The sequence below is a fragment of the Paenibacillus sp. NPDC101420 genome, from assembly GCF_050277435.1.
GTDB lineage: Bacteria > Bacillota > Bacilli > Paenibacillales > Paenibacillaceae > Paenibacillus_AQ.
Genome location: NZ_JBNNSE010000009.1, coordinates 40,500 through 56,611 on the forward strand (window position 1 = coordinate 40,500; position 16,112 = coordinate 56,611).

Genomic DNA, 16,112 nt, shown 5'->3' on the forward strand with positions numbered 1-16,112 from the left:
GCTGTATAACATAAAAAGAAGTGTCCCTTCACGGGGACACTCCTTTTTTTAACTACATCATACATATACTTCTTCATACGTCATCAACATCAAGCGATAGACCAGATATACTCCAAGATAAGCTCCCGTTAAAAGGAACATTGGATTCAAAAAAATCGCATGGATCGAGGTCATAAATACCGTGTTATCTCTTAATATTTCATATATAGCTAGGGCAGAAATATTACCTAAAATAAGCGTAGACAACACAGAAGCTACATTAAAAACAATACGCCACTTTATCCATTTCCGTTGTATCATTAGCATGGCGACGGGAACCACTATACTGCCAAATACGATTAGAAATTTCATTTAGCCAGCCACCTCAGTATCTCTTTAATCCTCCAGTTCAACACTTTCGATTTGCCCCTCGGCATTCACTGTCCACTCGATATCAACACCTGGCATCAATCCAAGCATGTCCTCATCTTCGATCACTACATGATCGGGAATGGTTATGCTTTGCTCTCCCCCACCTTCGACTCTAACGGTAACCTGTTTACCGTTAGACGTAGTAATCTTCCCATCATATTCAATCTGCTGCAAAACAATCTTTTGAGTCGCATCCGTTATGGTAACCCGCTTGCCGCCGTCTGTCAGCAGCTCAATCTTTTTATGATAGCCATCCTTTAAAGCAACTTCCTTAATCACCCTCTTAACACTAACACCCGCCGGAAGTCCCTCTGTATTTGTACCGGACGAGGTATTGGGTTGTTCAGTGGCACTGTTCGTAGCTGCAGGTGCAGTGGCTTCTGTTGTAGGCGTTGGAGTTACTTGTGTGGTTTCATTGGCAGCTTTAGAGCAGCCACTTAATAGGACGGTGCAGGCACAGATCAAACAAAGAATTGAAGTTCGAATCTGACGTTGTGAATTTCCTTTATTCTGTGTCATCATTTACCTCCGCATTTAAATTTCTTCCAGTTCTATTTAGTGAACATAGTTTTACCTCTTCCCTTCCTTTTATACCCCAACTTCCCCATATAAGATCGATAGAATGGTAACAATTCATGAACATATCAAAAAACCGCCCTGATTTAAGATCAGTGGCGGTCCTTGTAAATTAAATTATTTGCTGCCGGTAAACGTAATTCCCTTTATAAAGAAGCGGTTGAAGAATGCATAAATAAGTAGTGCGGGTAGGGTAAACACCATTGATGCAGCCATAATATAATTCCAGTGGCTAATATACTGGCCCTTAAAAGTATTGAGACCAAGTGTAAGTGTGAACATCGACTTGTCTGACATGAACATCAGTGGCTTCAGAAATTCATTCCATGCACCCATGAATACAAAGATCGTCTGAGCCGCCAATGCGGGGATAGCTAGTGGCAGAGCAATGCGGAAAAATGTGCCGAATTTATTTAGACCATCCATCTCGGCAGCCTCCTCCAGCTCTTTCGGAAAGCTCAGGAAGAATTGCCGCATCATAAAGATGAACGTCGCATTTACCATCATCGGCAGCGTCAGTGCGGCATAAGTATTCAACAAATCAAGCTGTTTCATGATCAGATATGCAGGCACGATAGTCAATTGGCCGGGAATCATCTGTACGGCCAAGATAAGAAAAAACACAACCTTGCTGCCTGTAAAATCAATACGTGCAAGCGCATAACCCGCCATAGAGTTGAACAAGGTATTGCATAGCGTTGAAACTACAGCGATGAGTGCACTGTTGAACATCCATCTGAGGAACAGCGGCTCCTTCACGAAGATGTCGTAATAGTTCTGGAAAGTGAACTGTTTTGGAATAAAGTTGATACTCCCTGACACAATCTCGCTTAACGGTTTAAACGATGAGGATAGTGCCCATAGGAAAGGTATGACCGTCACGCACCCATATGCGAATAACAGGAAATACAGAACCACCTTAACCCCTTTGGAATAGTTAATTACCACCTGATCGTCCTCCTAGTTCAGCTTCTCTTCGGAGAATAGCTTCCGCTGGATCAGCGTTACGATCATAATGACCGCAGCCAGCATGACAGCGAGCGCAGAAGCGTAACCGAAGTCGAGATTTTTAAACGCATACTGATAGATAAGCAGAGCCACCGTTAAGGTAGAGTTATTCGGGCCGCCGGAGCCTGCCGAAAAAATATACGATTGATCGAATAGCTGAAAGGTACCAATGACTCCCATGACTACCGTGAAGAAGGTCGCTGGCTTAATCATCGGAAGCGTAATAGAAATAAAACGTCTAAATCCTCCTGCCCCATCCAGCATGGCCGACTCGTACAATGCATCAGGGATATCTTGCAGTGCAGCTAAGAAGACTACCATAAAAAACGGAGCAGTAGACCATATATTCATAAGCATGATCGCCTTAAGAGCGACCGCCGGATCTCCAAGCCAGTTGTAACCATGCAAACCTACGAACTCAAGCACACGGTTCAGCAGACCGTTTGAATTGTAAATCCACATAAAAATAAGTGACAATACCGCCGAGGAAGTAACCGTCGGCATAAAAAAGACGATTCGGAAGAAATTTTTAAATCTAAGCTTAGCATTCAAAATAACGGCTAATAAAATAGCAAATGCAGTCTGCAAAGGTACAACGAACAGCGCAAAGGATGCCGTGTTTTTCAGTGCAATCCAAGCTCTCTCGTCACCGGCCATACGTGTAAAGTTATTGAATCCAACCCACTTGTAACTGACATCACCAAGTAAATTTACCTTATGTCCTGATAAATAGAGCGAATAAAAAACTGGCAGGAACAAAAAAGTGCCCAGTACAAGAATAGTAGGAAGCAGGAACAGATAGGCCGTCACATTATTTCTTAGCTTCTTTCTAAATGTTGAGACTTGAGTCATGCTTCACTTTTCCTTTCGTATCAGAATGAAAGAAGGAAGGGGTGGTCCGAAGACCCTCCCCCTTCAATCCGTTTATTTTGCTGCTTCAATTTCCTTATTCGCTACATCTTCAGCTTTCTTCATTGCATCCTCAAGCTTAGAGTTGCCCATAAATGTATCTACAAATTGGTTATTGAAGTTATTAGTGATGGTAGGCAACGTAGATGCGGCTTGCCAAGGCGTTGCATAGGAGGCACCCGCTACAATTGCTCCACGCAGTTCATCCTTGTCGTAGCCCAGCTCCTGTGCGACCGATTTCCGTGTAGGAAGTGCGAACCCTTTGCTAGTCCAGGTCTTCATTCCGTCCTTGCCTGTCAAGAAAGAGATTAACTGCCAAGCCGCTTCTTTCTTCTTCGATTGCTTGTTCATTACATAAGCTACCGTAAAGGCCATTGTGCCTTTAGTGCCGTTCACCGTTGGAAGCTCAGCGGTAGCATAATCCAGATCCTTGTAGTTGGATTCCAGGAATGGAATCGCCCAGTTGCCTTCGAATACGATAGAAGCCTTGCCTTGCCCGAACATTTCTCCACCCCAGCCAGCACCTACTTCCTTAGGCTCACCGGAGGATTTGTCAACGTTATGCATATCTACAACAAGCTGAAGACCTGGTAGTGCTTCCGCAGATGCGAAGGTTGCTTTGCCTTCTTCGTCAGAAACTTTTCCACCGAACGCTTGGATCATGAACATCTGACGTGCAAGCTCAGGAGCAACGCCGAAACCATAACGAGTGATTTTATCTCCTTCTTTTTTAGTCAGCTTGATCGCGTCTGCTTTCAGTTCATCCCAAGTTGTTGGAGGAGTCGTAATTCCCGCTTCAGCAAAATCCTTTTTATTGTAGAACATAGCGAGCGTAGAGAAATCCTTAGGGAATCCGTAAGATACATCATCCTTCTTAAAAGCATCAACCATTGGCTGTTCAAAGTCTGCAACATCAAACTCAGGTGTCACATAGCTGTCCAACGGCTCCAGCACATTAGCTTCAATGAGACCAGGCGCCTCAAATGCATCCAGATAGAAGACGTCCGGACCTTCTCCACCTATGAGTCTAGTCTTGATAACATCCATGTATTGATCGGCAATAACTTCGTAATTTACTTTCACATTCGGATATTTAGCTTCGAACTCCTTCAGCGTCTGATTTAACAGATCCTGCTCTTCAGGACTCGCTCCCCAGCCTGCAAGAGTAATCGTAACCGGCTCATCCGTTGTCGGTGCTGCTGTTTCTTTATCTGTGCTATTGTTTGTTGCTGCCGTTCCTGCGTTACTGTTTGTTTTGTTGCCACCACATGCGGTCAACATTAGTCCAGCAACCAGCATCAAAGATAGAATTATTAACCCCGATTTTCTCATTTTCAATACAACCTCCTTAGTATTGTCAGGCTTTTATATAAAAAAATTACGTATTGCCTATAGAATCACCAGTTCATAACCTGTCTGGTTAGATAAAATCTCCAGCTTTGGCTCGTTATCCACACGACTAACTCGCAGGCTGAGCGTGCCATTGCCAATCTGTAATTGCTCCACCTTTAAGTCATTCATACCGTTTAGAAGTGCAGGCTTGATCGTAATCTGCCGGGTTAGAGCATTCGGTTGAAGACCAAGGAGCGCTTGCACGAAGGTCAATGGTGTTCCAGCCGCCCATGCTTGTGGAGAACAGGCTACCGGATAAGGAACAGGAGCACCGAGCTGGTCACTGTAACCACAATACAATTCAGGCAATCTGTAATATTCAAATTGGTCAGCTGCGTTCAGTAATCCTTGCATAACAGTGATTGCTTCCTCTGTGAACCCGGACTGACTTAGGCCAAGCAAACAGAGTGAGTTATCATGCGGCCATACACTTCCGTCATGGTAGCTCATAGGATTGTAACCTGTAGCCGCAGTACTCATAGTCCGAATACCGTATCCTCCGAAGAGATCAGGGGCTACTAGTCTTTCCGCAACTGCTTTTGCCCGCTCTGGCGAGGCGATTCCTGACATTAGAATATGTCCTGCATTCGAAGTAACGGAGTCTACCCGTTTCTTATCCTTATCCAAGGCGATTGCATAAAATTGCTCATCATCCATCCAGAAGTCTTCCTCGAAACGGGTTCGCAGCTGAGCTGCATCTTTTTCCATAACTTCTGCCTGTTCTTCGTGACCTAGAATCTTGAAGATAGGAGCAAGTCGAGTCAGCGCCTGATACACATAACCTTGAACCTCTACTAGCGCGATCGGGGCCTCCGCATAATCACCATTACTATGAATGACGGAATCCGCAGAATCCTTCCAACCTTGATTGGCAATTCCCTTGGATGACTTCTGATAATACTCCACAAAGGAATCCTTATCATAATCGCCATATTCTTTAATCCAATTCAATGCAGCGTTGAGATGCGGCATTAAAGAGCTAACAAAATCAAGATCTCCTGTCCAGTGGTAATACTCTGCCGTAAGCAGCAGGAACAGAGGTGTTGCATCGATTGTGCCGTAATATGGTGTGAACGGAACCTGGTTAGTAGCCGCTAACTCTCCATACCGGATTTCGTGCATCACTTTGCCTGGCTGCTCGTCGCGCCACTCATCTTCCTTCTGTCCTTGGTAGGCAGCCATTGTAAGTAAGGTTCCCTTAGCAATTTGAGGATTCAAAGATAACATCTGCAGCGCTGCAATCAGGCTGTCGCGTCCAAAGGGAACGGAGTACCACGGCAAGCCTGCAACCGGAAACTGCCCATAACCAAGGTCTGTTAGCAGCACCCGTAAATCTTGAACACCTCGATGGTACAGCTTGTTAAATAACGGCATATCACTGCTGATGGAAGTCGATGAAGCATTCCAACTAGCGTAAGATGCTCTGAGTTTATTCATTGCTTCCTTAGGTTCATGCTGCAGCGGCTCGTTGCCATCTATCATCGGAGCAATAAAGAAAGCGATTTCAACACTCTCCTGATGCTTCAGCTCGACATCGAAATGTACCTCACCTGTCTCGCTTATTCGGCTTTCCTGAGTATCCCATTTCACCTTGGTTTCTCTCAGTAACTCATCTGCCCCGAGATAACTGATCACTCTTTCACCTGAAGCACTTCGTTCACCCGTCTTACTTCCTAGCTTTCCATGCTGAAACCCACGAATCACGAACATATCTGTAAAATCTGCATCTAACAGCACAGAGAAATCGAATTGGATTGCTTTTGGATAATAACTTGTTAACTTGAAGGTCTCATATAGTGCACCCTCATAAATAAAGCGTGTACGTTCAATCTCTACAGACTCACGCCACAAAATCAATTTACCGTCTTCCTCCATATGAGGATTGGTAAGACGAATGGTAGAGATATAATTCTCATCGGCAGCGGAGGATAACAATATCGGTCGCTGATTATTAATTCGGATTTCCATTCGGCTTAAGAAACGGGTATCTCTGGTATAGAGACCTAGACCCGATTGATCATTGTCCGGTATGTCCCCACTTTTGTCCGTCATTAGAAACAGATCATTTTCTTTGATAACTCGATAATTCAAAACTTCCCCTCATTTCTTCGCTGTGTATCCGAAACGTTTCGGAAAAAGCACAAAAAAATATATATCTTCAGATAATCGAATGCTCGACAGACTTACCAAAACGTTTCGGATAAGGTATAATCGAATTATAAATCATGATGAAAGCATTTACAAGATGCATTTTATATTTTATTTTTTTAATATTTAAATACTACATATGGCCTTATTGTCCCTAAATATGAAGGAGGTATCCTTATGGTTACTATAAAAGATATTGCCAAAGCCGCCAGCGTATCCGTAACAACCGTCTCCCGAGCCTTAAATGGTTATGACGATGTTAACGAAGGTACCCGGCTCAAGATTAGAACTATTGCAGACCAATTAGGCTATAGCCCTAACATGGCTGCCAGATCGCTTATATCTAAAAAAACAAAAACGCTGGGTCTCCTACTCTCCAACGTAACAAGAGATAGCTCCAAAGACAATATAGCCTTTGAAGTATTATGCGGGATCAATGATCGTTCAGGAGAGCTGGATTATGACCTTGTACTCTTCAGCACAACCCCGCAAAAGCAAAGAGTGAAATCCTATAAGACATTATGCCAAGAAAGAGGTGTAGATGGTGTCATTATTATGGGGATTCGACTGGATGATCCCTATCTCAAGGAAATCGTATCCTCTGATATTCCTTGCGTGCTCATTGATATTACACTTGAAGGGCCAAATGTCGGTTATGTCACCTCTGATAATACAAAAGGGGCGCTTCACGCAGTAACTCATCTGCTAGAGTCAGGACATCGCCATATTGCTATGATTAACGGACATACCCAAGCAGATGTAGCACTTCTTCGATTAGAAGGTTACCGTCTCGCCCTTGAGAATTACGGTATTCCCTTTGACGAATCCCTCGTTTTTAACGGATTATTTTCCGAACAAGGAGGAAAAGAAGCTGCTCAGCAGATGATGTCCAGCCATCCTGAGGTCACTGCTATTTTTTGTGCAAGTGATTTGATGGCGCTTGGAGCTATGCAGGGTGTGAAGGAAGCCGGAAAATCGGTGCCCGGGGATATTTCAATTATAGGTTACGATAATATTGATCTGACAGCGTATTGCACACCAGCTTTGACTACAGTGAATCAACATAAATACGAGTTAGGAACCAACGCTGCTCAGATCCTCATAGATCTACTAGAGAAACAACAAGCTATTCATCATGTCATGCTTCCTAGCGAGCTAATAAAAAGAGATAGCGTTCGAACCCTTTAACATTATGAGGAACTCATTAACAACAAAAAGGATGCCCTTGCATTAGGGACATCCTTTTTTCATTTTAAAACATGAATCAAAGCTAATTTATCACAGCGTCATAGCACGCCCATATCTAGCTAAATACTCTTCCTTCTCCTTATAATCCGGCATGAGGCTTCCAACCTTTCGCCAAAAAGAGCGGTCATGATTCATATGAAGTAAATGACACAGTTCATGGATGATTACATAATCGATAACTTCCACTGGAGCCATCGCTAGGCGATAGTTAAAGGTTAGCTTTTTATCCGAGCTACAGCTTCCCCACTTGGTTCTAGACTCAACAATGTCAATCGTCTTAGGCTTTACTCTAAGCTGTGTCTGATATTTATTGATCCGTTCACCTACAACCTTCTTACAGCTGGCGAAATAGAATTTCTTCAGCTTAAGTTTAAGCTCTTCCTCATTTAAATCCCCTGTCTCTATTAACTCTTGAAGCGAATAATATTTGCCTAGATACAGGAACTTACCCTCATCTTCATACTCTTTGAGCTTTGGTGTTTCTCGGTTCGCTTCAATACTTTTCAGCTTCTCCACTATTAATTTCCCATTACGCTCTACCACGCTTTTGATCGTCTCTTCACTTGTTTTCTTGGGAACTTTGAGCGTTATACGCCCTGAAGAATCTATATGAATGGAGATTTTCTTGCCATTTCCATATTGAACATTAAACTCGATCACCTGATTGTCGTACTCAATCTTCATACCCACCATCGTTTCTATAAGGTTATTCGCAAAAAAAAAGAAGAACGCATTTTAGCGTCCCTCTATTTTAACATGATTCATCAACTCACTGGATACTCCCTTACAATGCAACCATTTCCCAATCCGCTAACTTTTCTTTTTGCGAAATCGTAAATGCCTTGGTTAACAGATTCGCTTCCAGTTTCGCTTCGTTCAGCAGATTTTTCCAAGTTATCACCACATTATTCTCATCCAACTGTTCAATCTGAATGTCTCCATCAAAGGCTGGATTACTATTTCTGAATTTCAAAATGTTAAAGAGCTTTTGCACAACCGGGCGCTTCACCTCAGCATCAACCTCATCTTGGGTATAATAATGCCGATTAATATTCCGTCCTTCTTTGGTCTTTTCCAGAAGCTCTATATCATTCACTCCAGCTAATAGTCCCACATAATAAATCTGCGGTATGCCTGGTGCAAAACATTGGATGGCTCTCGCCAGCAAGTAAGCCTGATCATCATTCCCAAGTGCTGAATAATAGGTACAGTTTATTTGGTAAATATCAAGATTGTTATATGCTTCGGTGCTATATATTTTTTTGACATTAGCTCCTTGGCTATAGAGACTTTCTCTTGTCATTTCTGCTTCTTCATCGCTCAAAAGATCCTTTACATCCACCACACCAATACCATCATGCGTGTCTAGTGTTGTAAACTGTTTTCTCGGGCAAATCTCCAGCCAATGAACCAACCGGTTTACTTTCCCACTAAATAAAGCATGCAGCACTAACATCGGTAACGCAAAATCATATACATAGTAATCTTGATCTGCGATTTTTAACTGGATGCTATAATGCTCATGAATTTCCGGCAAAACGGTCACGCCATAAGGGGCAACGGTCTGCTCAGAGTGATTCAGCATCTCCCAAATATCCGGCTCAACAAAGAAACAATTCGTACCGATTTTTTTGTTGGCATATGCGAAAGCATCTAGTCGAATAATTGAAGCACCTTTTTCCGCCAAAAAGGTAAGGTTGTCTGTTATAAATTTCTGCGTCGTTGCTGTGGTCACATCCAGATCAATCTGTTGTTCATCAAAGGTACACCATACTTTCTCCAAGCTACCATCCTTAAAGGCAACCTCTACGTATGGAGCGCGTGGTTTACGCTTATATATTAAATCCACATCTTCCTGAGTGGGCTCCCCGTTCGGCCAAAAATCCTTGTAACGGATAAACAAGTCGGCATATTCTGATGCATCCTTTTTCTCAAGAAAGTCCTGAAAATAAGGAGATTGTCTGGAGATATGATTAATCATAAAATCAAACATCATATAATAATCTTTACTCATCGCTTCGACGTCCGACCAATCTCCGAATGCAGGATCCACTTTGGTGTAATCCATTGGTGCAAATCCTCTGTCACCCGAAGAAGGATAAAACGGTAGTAAATGAACACCTCCAACGATGCCTCGCAGATGCTTATCTAATACTTCGTTTAATTCTTTTAAATTACGCCCGAGGCTATCTGCATAGGTAATCAACATAGCTTCATTCTTAATTTGCATTATAAATCCCCCTCGTTAGATTTCGGCTACATCTGCACTCTTTTCCCCTTTGCATATCAAAGCCTCATAAGGCCTCAACAGACCATTATCATGATTATCAATGTTAGACAGTACAACATGGCCTGCAAGAGGATTAGTTAACGGAATGGCTTGATCCGTAAAATTACAAATTACCGTCCAACACTCATTCCCGTAAGTTCGAACATATCCACCTAGCTCATTCGAGTCCACATAAATCTCATGATAATCACCATAAATTAACGCCTTATTGTCCCGTCTCAGCTTGATTAATTCCCTATAAAAATGAAGGATAGAATTATCATCTTGTAGCTCTTCCTCCACATTAATCGATGAGTAATTCGGATTCACATTAATCCATGGCTCCGCATTCGTAAATCCGGCCATTGGTTCTGAACTCCATTGCATCGGTGTGCGGCCCTGATCCCTGCTTCTGATCGCTAAATAGTTCAGGATATCTGCCTCCGATCTACCCATTGCAGTTTCGTTACGGTGATAATTTAAGCTCTCAATATCTCTGTACTCTTCAATTGAAGCCATGAAATAATTGGTCATTCCAATCTCTTGTCCTTGATAAATAAACGGTGTTCCTCGCATTAAGAAATAATAGGCAGCCAGCATTTTAGCTGAGTCTTTATGGTATATCCCGTCGTTACCGAATTTTGAAACCGAACGCACATGATCATGATTCTCCATAAAAAGTGCCATCCAGCCCTTATTGGCTGTCTCAATCTGCCATTTAGATAATGCGTGCTTAAATTCAGCCAGCTTCCAAGGATGATAGATTCCTTTAGCCATTGGCTTGGCATCCAGATCTACATGATCAAATTGAAATATCATATTAAAGACGCCGTTTTGCTCATCAACATATTCATGAATTTGCTCTATCGGAACCCCAGGGGCTTCCGCAACCGTCATCACATTGCGAGGTTCCAGAACCTCCTGTTTCATCTCGTGAAGAAAATCCAAAATTCCGGGTTGATTCAAACAAGCTTCTGCCAGAGGAACATAGCGGCGGTCGTCTTCAGACTTAAGGTGCGGAAATTGCTGATTTTTTTTAATAAATGTGATCGCATCAATGCGAAATCCGGCTATTCCCCTGTCAATCCACCAATCCATCATGGAAAAGATGCTTTGGCGAACTTCGGGATTCTCCCAATTAAGATCCGGTTGTTTCTTAGAGAAACAATGTAAATAATATTCCTGTGAGGTCTCGTCATATTCCCAAGCTGAACCTCCAAAATTCGATTCCCAGTTGGTAGGTTCCTGACCATCGTTCCCAGGCTTCCATATATACCAGTCACGCTTTGGATTGTCCTTAGAACTTCTGGACTCCATAAACCAAGCATGTTCATCAGAGGTGTGATTCGCTACCAGATCCATGATCATACGAATTCCGTACGCTTCCGCTTGTGTGATCAATTCGAGCATATCTTCCATACTTCCAAACTCATCCTGAATTTTATAGAAATTCCGAATGTCATACCCATTGTCATCATTAGGTGAATCGTAGACCGGACACAACCAAATAACATTGATGCCCAAATCCCTTAAATACCCGAGTCGGTTGATGATTCCACGCAAATCCCCTACTCCATCTCCATTTGAATCCTGAAAACTCCGGGGATAAATCTGATAAACCACACTTTCTTTCCACCAGTTGCTGTTTCTAGTCTCCATAAATCCACACTTCCTCCAGCACCCGAGTTTAGGGCTTTCTTTATCTTATTTAATAGCGCCTTGGCTGACGCCTCTGATGATGTAACGTTGACCAAACAAATAAGCAATAAGAATCGGCAGGATCGTTAACAGAAGTGCTGGTATCAACAGCTCCCAGTTATTCATATACGTTCCGTTAAACACCTTCATCTTAATAGGCATAGTAAAATGGTTATCCTGAGTCAGCACCAATGAAGGTAGCAGATAATCATTCCAAATCCATAACACATTCAGAATCGCAATTGTCACTGAAGTTGGAGCCAACATAGGCAGTACAATCTTAAAGAAAGTCTGTCTACGATTACATCCATCGAGCAGTGACGCCTCTTCCAATTCATAAGGAATCGACTTCACAAAACCATGGTACATAAATACCGATAACGCACTTCCGAAGCCGATGTAGAGAATAATCAATAATGGAATAGGTGCCGCATCGATCCAATGAAGCTTTGCCCCGTAGATATAAATCAGGGGAATCATAATGGACTGAAACGGAATAATCATGGAAGCCACCATTAGAGCAAAGAAACCATTATTAAATTTAGTCGAATGTCTCACCATGTAATAGGCGGTCATTGCTGCAAAGACGCCAATGAATAGGACACTAAAAAAGGTGACTACGACTGTATTTCTAAACGAGACAAAGAAATTCATTTTATCAATGACTTCTGCAAAATGCCCAAAGTTTAAGCTGGTCGGCAGTGAAAAAGGGCTTTCGAGAATTTGACCATTGCTCTTGAAGGAATTGACGATCATAAGAAAGAATGGAAAAACAAAAATAATGAAAAATACAATTAAAAATAAATACGTCAGAATCACGGAAGTTTTTCGTCTAGCACTCATCATGCAGCAACCTCCAATTTCTTACTGAAATAAACCTGCAGGCCGGTAACAACTGCAACGATAGCAAACAATACAAAGGCTTCCGCTTGGCCAACGCCATAATTATTTTCGACAAAAGCCTTTTTTACCACATGCATCGATACCATGGTTGTACTATCATATGGTCCGCCTGCCGTTAGAGAATAGTTAACGTCGTAAACCATAAAGGCATTCTTAAGAGTTAAAAAGATGGTCACTACAAAGGAAGGAACCATCAGCGGCAAAGTAACCTTTCTCAACCGTTGCCATCCATTGGCACCATCAATCGTGGCTGCTTCCATTACATCTTTTGGCACATTGACTAAGCCAGCGACAAAAATGATCATCATATAGCCCGCTGATTGCCAGATCGACACAATAACAATGGCCCAGAAAGCCAAATGTTCATCCCCTAGCCACCCTAAACGCAGCCATTCTATCCCAAACTTCTCACCGATAGAAGGCATGGTTTGTACGAATATAAACTGCCAGATGTAACCTAGAATCAAGCCACCAATCAAATTCGGTGTGAACAGGGAGGTTCGAAAGAAATTTTGCATCTTCACTCCGGAAGTCACTAAATAAGCCAATATAAAACCGAGAATATTGATGATAATAACAGTTGTCACGACAAACTTAACGGTCAATAAAAGAGAATCCCAAAACTTGGAGTCCGTAAATGCTGTCTTATAGTTAGCTAAACCTGAGAACTCTATTGGATTTAATGGAGAGGTCATATTGGTAAAGGTCAGATATAATCCATATGCAAAAGGAATCAGCACGGCAATCGTAAAGAAAATGATCGTGGGACCGGTGAAAAATAACTGGTTGCCCATTCGTTTGATCAGACGTTTTTCTGATATCATACGTTTAGCACACCCCTAATTGCTTTAAGGAGGAAACAGGTGAGAGTCACCCCAACCCGTTTCCCGCAATTCAGCAAATGATTAATTACTTTTGGCTTTTGTAATAGGTTTCAATAGCTTTGGCAAGATCAGCACGGGATTCTTTTTGGGCGATATATTTCTGAATATCCGGTGCAAGAATGTTGCCCCAATCTTCGACCTTCACATAGTTTGAGCTGAACGGCATCGTATTGCCGGCTACCACAGCATCCGCAATCGCTGATCCGAGTGGATTGTTCACTTTCAAAGAGTTGTTCTTAAAGGCTGAGACGACTTGCGACTGGTTCACCAGAAAATCTTGACCTTTTTCATCATAAACGAGCCAGTTCAGGAACTTCTTAGCTGCTTCTTGCTCAGCCGGGGTTGCCGCTTTATTAATCACCAGAATATTAGTTGGACCTGCAGCAATCTTATTGTTCAGCGGATTGTCTGGATTGTTATCCACTGGGACAGGTATAAATCCGAAGGATTCTCCACTAACCGCCTGCAATGAATCATAAGCCCAGTTCCCGTTAAACAGGATAGCTGACTCCCCTTTACCCACACTTACATGCGCATCGTCATAGTACTTGCCCAGTGGACGTTCACCGTATTTGTTGTATTCTTTGGATACCAGCAGATCCATCGTATCGTAGTAACCATTCCAAACATCATTACTTGCTAAATCAAATGTTCCGGCTTTTAGTTGCTCTACAATCGTGTTCGGATCTTCTGCCTGATTCACAAACTGTGTACTGTAATGGTTCGCTACGGACCAGTTTTCAGTTTGATAGGCAACCGGATATTTCACCCCGGATGCTTTAATTTGATCTAATAATTCTTTTAGTTTGTCACGAGTATTGATAGTGTGCGGATCGAAGGTACCGCCAACAGCCTTATCAAGTACACTCTTGTTGTATACGAGACCGAAGCCTTCTATTGAAAATGGAAAACCGGCAATTTTCCCCTCTGCGTCTTTAACACCGTAAACCGTTTCTTCATTCCACTTCTCACCTGAAAGATCTATACCGAAATCTTTATATTTGTTCACAATGGAGTCGGGGGACATCATCGCCATAGTTACCGTTTTACCGGATGCCGTAAGTTTATCCAGCAAATTAACGGTATCACCAACAGCTCCTGAGACAGCCTCAACCTTGATATTTGGATTCGCTGCCATGAAATCTTTAGCCGCCTGTTCCCATTGGGAAGCGATTTCACCTTTACCGTTCGTAATAATTATGCTGACTTGCTCATCCTTCGAGTTCGCTGCCGGACTGGACCCCGCTCCGTTGGATCCACCACAAGCTGTCAATGAAACAGCAAGCAAAAGAACAAATAATAAAACAGATATCTTTTTCAAACAAAACCCCTCCATTTTGTGCTTTTTTATATGCTAGACCCCTATAAAAGTCTGAACATCAGATTGATACCGTTTTCATTAGTTAAAAAAATTCTTCATAAATTCAACTGGCTTATATACTAGAAAGCTATCTTGCCTGTATTGTAACATCACTTGGTATCGGTTTCAATACAATTTAAAGCTAAGTTTATAAATTATTCGGAAAAACTACTGATAAACAAGGTAATTCCAGTTAATTATTTACCCCTTAGACGTGGTATCGATACCAATAAAGATAAATAAAAAAGCGAGTCTGCATTGCAAATTCGCTTATCAATGTTAAGTAGATTCTCGAACTACCAGTTCTACCGGAAGCTCATAAGTAACTGGCTCTACATTGGAATCATCCAGCATCTCCATAAGAACTTCCCCTGCTTTACGCCCCATCTGCTCTATAGGCTGCCGTATAGTCGTTAATGCGGGATCCAACATTTCAGCGAGGGGCTGGTCATCGAAACCAATGATCGCCAGATCTCTTGGGATACTTAATCCTTCCTTTTTCGCAGCCATCATCAAGCCACCAGCAATTTCATCACTGCCTGTAAACACAGCGGTTGGACGATCCTTCATTTCAAGCAAGAGTTTCATTACTCTTTTCCCATCTTCAATGGTATGCTGGTTGACCAAAATCCAGTTAGGATTCACTTGAATCCCGGCCTCTTCCAATGCTTTTTGATAACCTAGGTTACGGTCTTTATCTTTCCCGGCCTCGGTAAACAGACCTCCCGTACAGTAAGCAATTTTACGGTGACCTCTTTCAATGAGGTGCTTGATTCCTAAGTATGTACCTTTAAATTGATCCAGCCGAATCATCGGAATTTTTGCATTACTCACATATTCATTACATAACACAATAGGCCCAAATTCAGTATACGGTTCAATGACTTTCCAATCATTCTCAATGGATGCCATGATGATGCCGTCCGCTTGTTTGGTCTTCAACAAATTTAAATAGGTTAATTCTCTCTCCTTATCCTCATTAGTCTGACAGATCAAGGTTTGGTAGCCGTTTTTGTAACCAACCTTCTCTATGGAATCAACTAAATAGGAGAAAAAAGGATTCACAATTCTAGGAACTACGACAGCTATCGTTGTTGTCACTTGTCCTCTTAATCTTCTTGCCGAGAGATTCGGGGTATATTCAAGCTCTTCCATTGCTTTTAATACCAATTCTCTTTTATCTGCTGAAATATGAGGATAGTTATTTATTACTCGGGATACGGTCGTCTTAGACACTCCTGCTAAACGCGCCACATCTAAAATATTTGCCATTTCTACACTCACTCCAGATAGGGACAGTTTTTGA

The 16,112-nt window shown here is 42.3% G+C and carries 14 protein-coding genes; 1 reads left to right on the forward strand and 13 read right to left on the reverse strand.

The window, feature by feature from the left end:
* Positions 1 to 57: 57 nt before the first annotated feature.
* From ACQKMP_RS26930 to ACQKMP_RS26955, 6 genes are all read right to left on the reverse strand, one after another.
* Complete coding sequence (locus ACQKMP_RS26930; protein WP_042184951.1) at positions 58 to 351, reverse strand: hypothetical protein; 294 nt, start codon at positions 349 to 351, stop codon at positions 58 to 60.
* A 24-nt stretch (positions 352 to 375) separates the two neighbouring features.
* Positions 376 to 930: a hypothetical protein gene (locus tag ACQKMP_RS26935; RefSeq protein ID WP_427471975.1), complete on the reverse strand. Its 555-nt coding sequence runs from the start codon at positions 928 to 930 to the stop codon at positions 376 to 378.
* 174 nt (positions 931 to 1,104) lie between these two features.
* Complete coding sequence (locus ACQKMP_RS26940) at positions 1,105 to 1,929, reverse strand: carbohydrate ABC transporter permease (RefSeq protein ID WP_042193304.1); 825 nt, start codon at positions 1,927 to 1,929, stop codon at positions 1,105 to 1,107.
* Between the two features lie 18 nt (positions 1,930 to 1,947).
* A complete protein-coding gene (locus ACQKMP_RS26945) occupies positions 1,948 to 2,847 on the reverse strand; it encodes a carbohydrate ABC transporter permease (protein ID WP_042184949.1) in 900 nt (299 codons plus the stop codon).
* A gap of 72 nt (positions 2,848 to 2,919) precedes the next feature.
* Positions 2,920 to 4,236, reverse strand: a complete 1,317-nt coding sequence (locus ACQKMP_RS26950; protein ID WP_042184948.1) for an ABC transporter substrate-binding protein — start codon at positions 4,234 to 4,236, stop codon at positions 2,920 to 2,922.
* Positions 4,237 to 4,293: 57 nt separating this feature from the next.
* A complete protein-coding gene (locus tag ACQKMP_RS26955) occupies positions 4,294 to 6,387 on the reverse strand; it encodes a glycogen debranching N-terminal domain-containing protein (RefSeq protein WP_427471977.1) in 2,094 nt (697 codons plus the stop codon).
* 234 nt (positions 6,388 to 6,621) lie between these two features.
* Between ACQKMP_RS26955 and ACQKMP_RS26960 the strand changes: the two genes are divergently transcribed.
* On the forward strand, positions 6,622 to 7,632 hold the full coding sequence (locus ACQKMP_RS26960; protein ID WP_427471979.1) for a LacI family DNA-binding transcriptional regulator: 1,011 nt from the start codon (positions 6,622 to 6,624) through the stop codon (positions 7,630 to 7,632).
* 90 nt (positions 7,633 to 7,722) lie between these two features.
* Here the strand turns inward: ACQKMP_RS26960 and ACQKMP_RS26965 are convergent, their stop codons facing one another.
* The 7 genes from ACQKMP_RS26965 to ACQKMP_RS26995 form a co-directional block, all read right to left on the reverse strand.
* Positions 7,723 to 8,376: a M48 family metallopeptidase gene (locus tag ACQKMP_RS26965; protein ID WP_042184945.1), complete on the reverse strand. Its 654-nt coding sequence runs from the start codon at positions 8,374 to 8,376 to the stop codon at positions 7,723 to 7,725.
* A 100-nt stretch (positions 8,377 to 8,476) separates the two neighbouring features.
* Positions 8,477 to 9,922: a sucrose phosphorylase gene (gene gtfA / locus ACQKMP_RS26970; protein WP_427471981.1), complete on the reverse strand. Its 1,446-nt coding sequence runs from the start codon at positions 9,920 to 9,922 to the stop codon at positions 8,477 to 8,479.
* Between the two features lie 15 nt (positions 9,923 to 9,937).
* Positions 9,938 to 11,620, reverse strand: coding sequence for a glycoside hydrolase family 13 protein (locus ACQKMP_RS26975; RefSeq protein ID WP_379425893.1), 1,683 nt, complete (start codon positions 11,618 to 11,620; stop codon positions 9,938 to 9,940).
* A gap of 45 nt (positions 11,621 to 11,665) precedes the next feature.
* A complete protein-coding gene (locus tag ACQKMP_RS26980; protein WP_339248422.1) occupies positions 11,666 to 12,502 on the reverse strand; it encodes a carbohydrate ABC transporter permease in 837 nt (278 codons plus the stop codon).
* Entirely contained in the window at positions 12,502 to 13,386 is an 885-nt protein-coding gene (locus ACQKMP_RS26985; RefSeq protein WP_339244926.1) for a sugar ABC transporter permease, read from the reverse strand. Before ACQKMP_RS26985 ends, ACQKMP_RS26980 begins: the two co-directional genes overlap by 1 nt.
* Before the next feature lie 85 nt (positions 13,387 to 13,471).
* On the reverse strand, positions 13,472 to 14,767 hold the full coding sequence (locus tag ACQKMP_RS26990; protein ID WP_052404151.1) for an ABC transporter substrate-binding protein: 1,296 nt from the start codon (positions 14,765 to 14,767) through the stop codon (positions 13,472 to 13,474).
* 318 nt (positions 14,768 to 15,085) lie between these two features.
* Positions 15,086 to 16,078 carry a LacI family DNA-binding transcriptional regulator gene (locus ACQKMP_RS26995; protein WP_339244921.1) on the reverse strand — a complete coding sequence of 331 codons (993 nt, stop codon included), beginning with the start codon at positions 16,076 to 16,078 and terminating at the stop codon, positions 15,086 to 15,088.
* Positions 16,079 to 16,112: the final 34 nt, after the last annotated feature.

Excerpts from the sequence above, each read along its gene's own strand:
- gtfA (WP_427471981.1), bottom strand. The coding sequence starts at position 9,922 with ATGCAAATTAAGAATGAAGCTATGTTGATTACCTATGCAGATAGCCTC.
- ACQKMP_RS26945 (WP_042184949.1), bottom strand. The coding sequence starts at position 2,847 with ATGACTCAAGTCTCAACATTTAGAAAGAAGCTAAGAAATAATGTGACG.
- ACQKMP_RS26935 (WP_427471975.1), bottom strand. The coding sequence starts at position 930 with ATGACACAGAATAAAGGAAATTCACAACGTCAGATTCGAACTTCAATT.
- ACQKMP_RS26985 (WP_339244926.1), bottom strand. The coding sequence starts at position 13,386 with ATGATATCAGAAAAACGTCTGATCAAACGAATGGGCAACCAGTTATTT.
- ACQKMP_RS26950 (WP_042184948.1), bottom strand. The coding sequence starts at position 4,236 with ATGAGAAAATCGGGGTTAATAATTCTATCTTTGATGCTGGTTGCTGGA.
- ACQKMP_RS26965 (WP_042184945.1), bottom strand. The coding sequence starts at position 8,376 with ATGAAGATTGAGTACGACAATCAGGTGATCGAGTTTAATGTTCAATAT.
- ACQKMP_RS26995 (WP_339244921.1), bottom strand. The coding sequence starts at position 16,078 with ATGGCAAATATTTTAGATGTGGCGCGTTTAGCAGGAGTGTCTAAGACG.
- ACQKMP_RS26975 (WP_379425893.1), bottom strand. The coding sequence starts at position 11,620 with ATGGAGACTAGAAACAGCAACTGGTGGAAAGAAAGTGTGGTTTATCAG.
- ACQKMP_RS26960 (WP_427471979.1), top strand. The coding sequence starts at position 6,622 with ATGGTTACTATAAAAGATATTGCCAAAGCCGCCAGCGTATCCGTAACA.
- ACQKMP_RS26930 (WP_042184951.1), bottom strand. The coding sequence starts at position 351 with ATGAAATTTCTAATCGTATTTGGCAGTATAGTGGTTCCCGTCGCCATG.
- ACQKMP_RS26980 (WP_339248422.1), bottom strand. The coding sequence starts at position 12,502 with ATGAGTGCTAGACGAAAAACTTCCGTGATTCTGACGTATTTATTTTTA.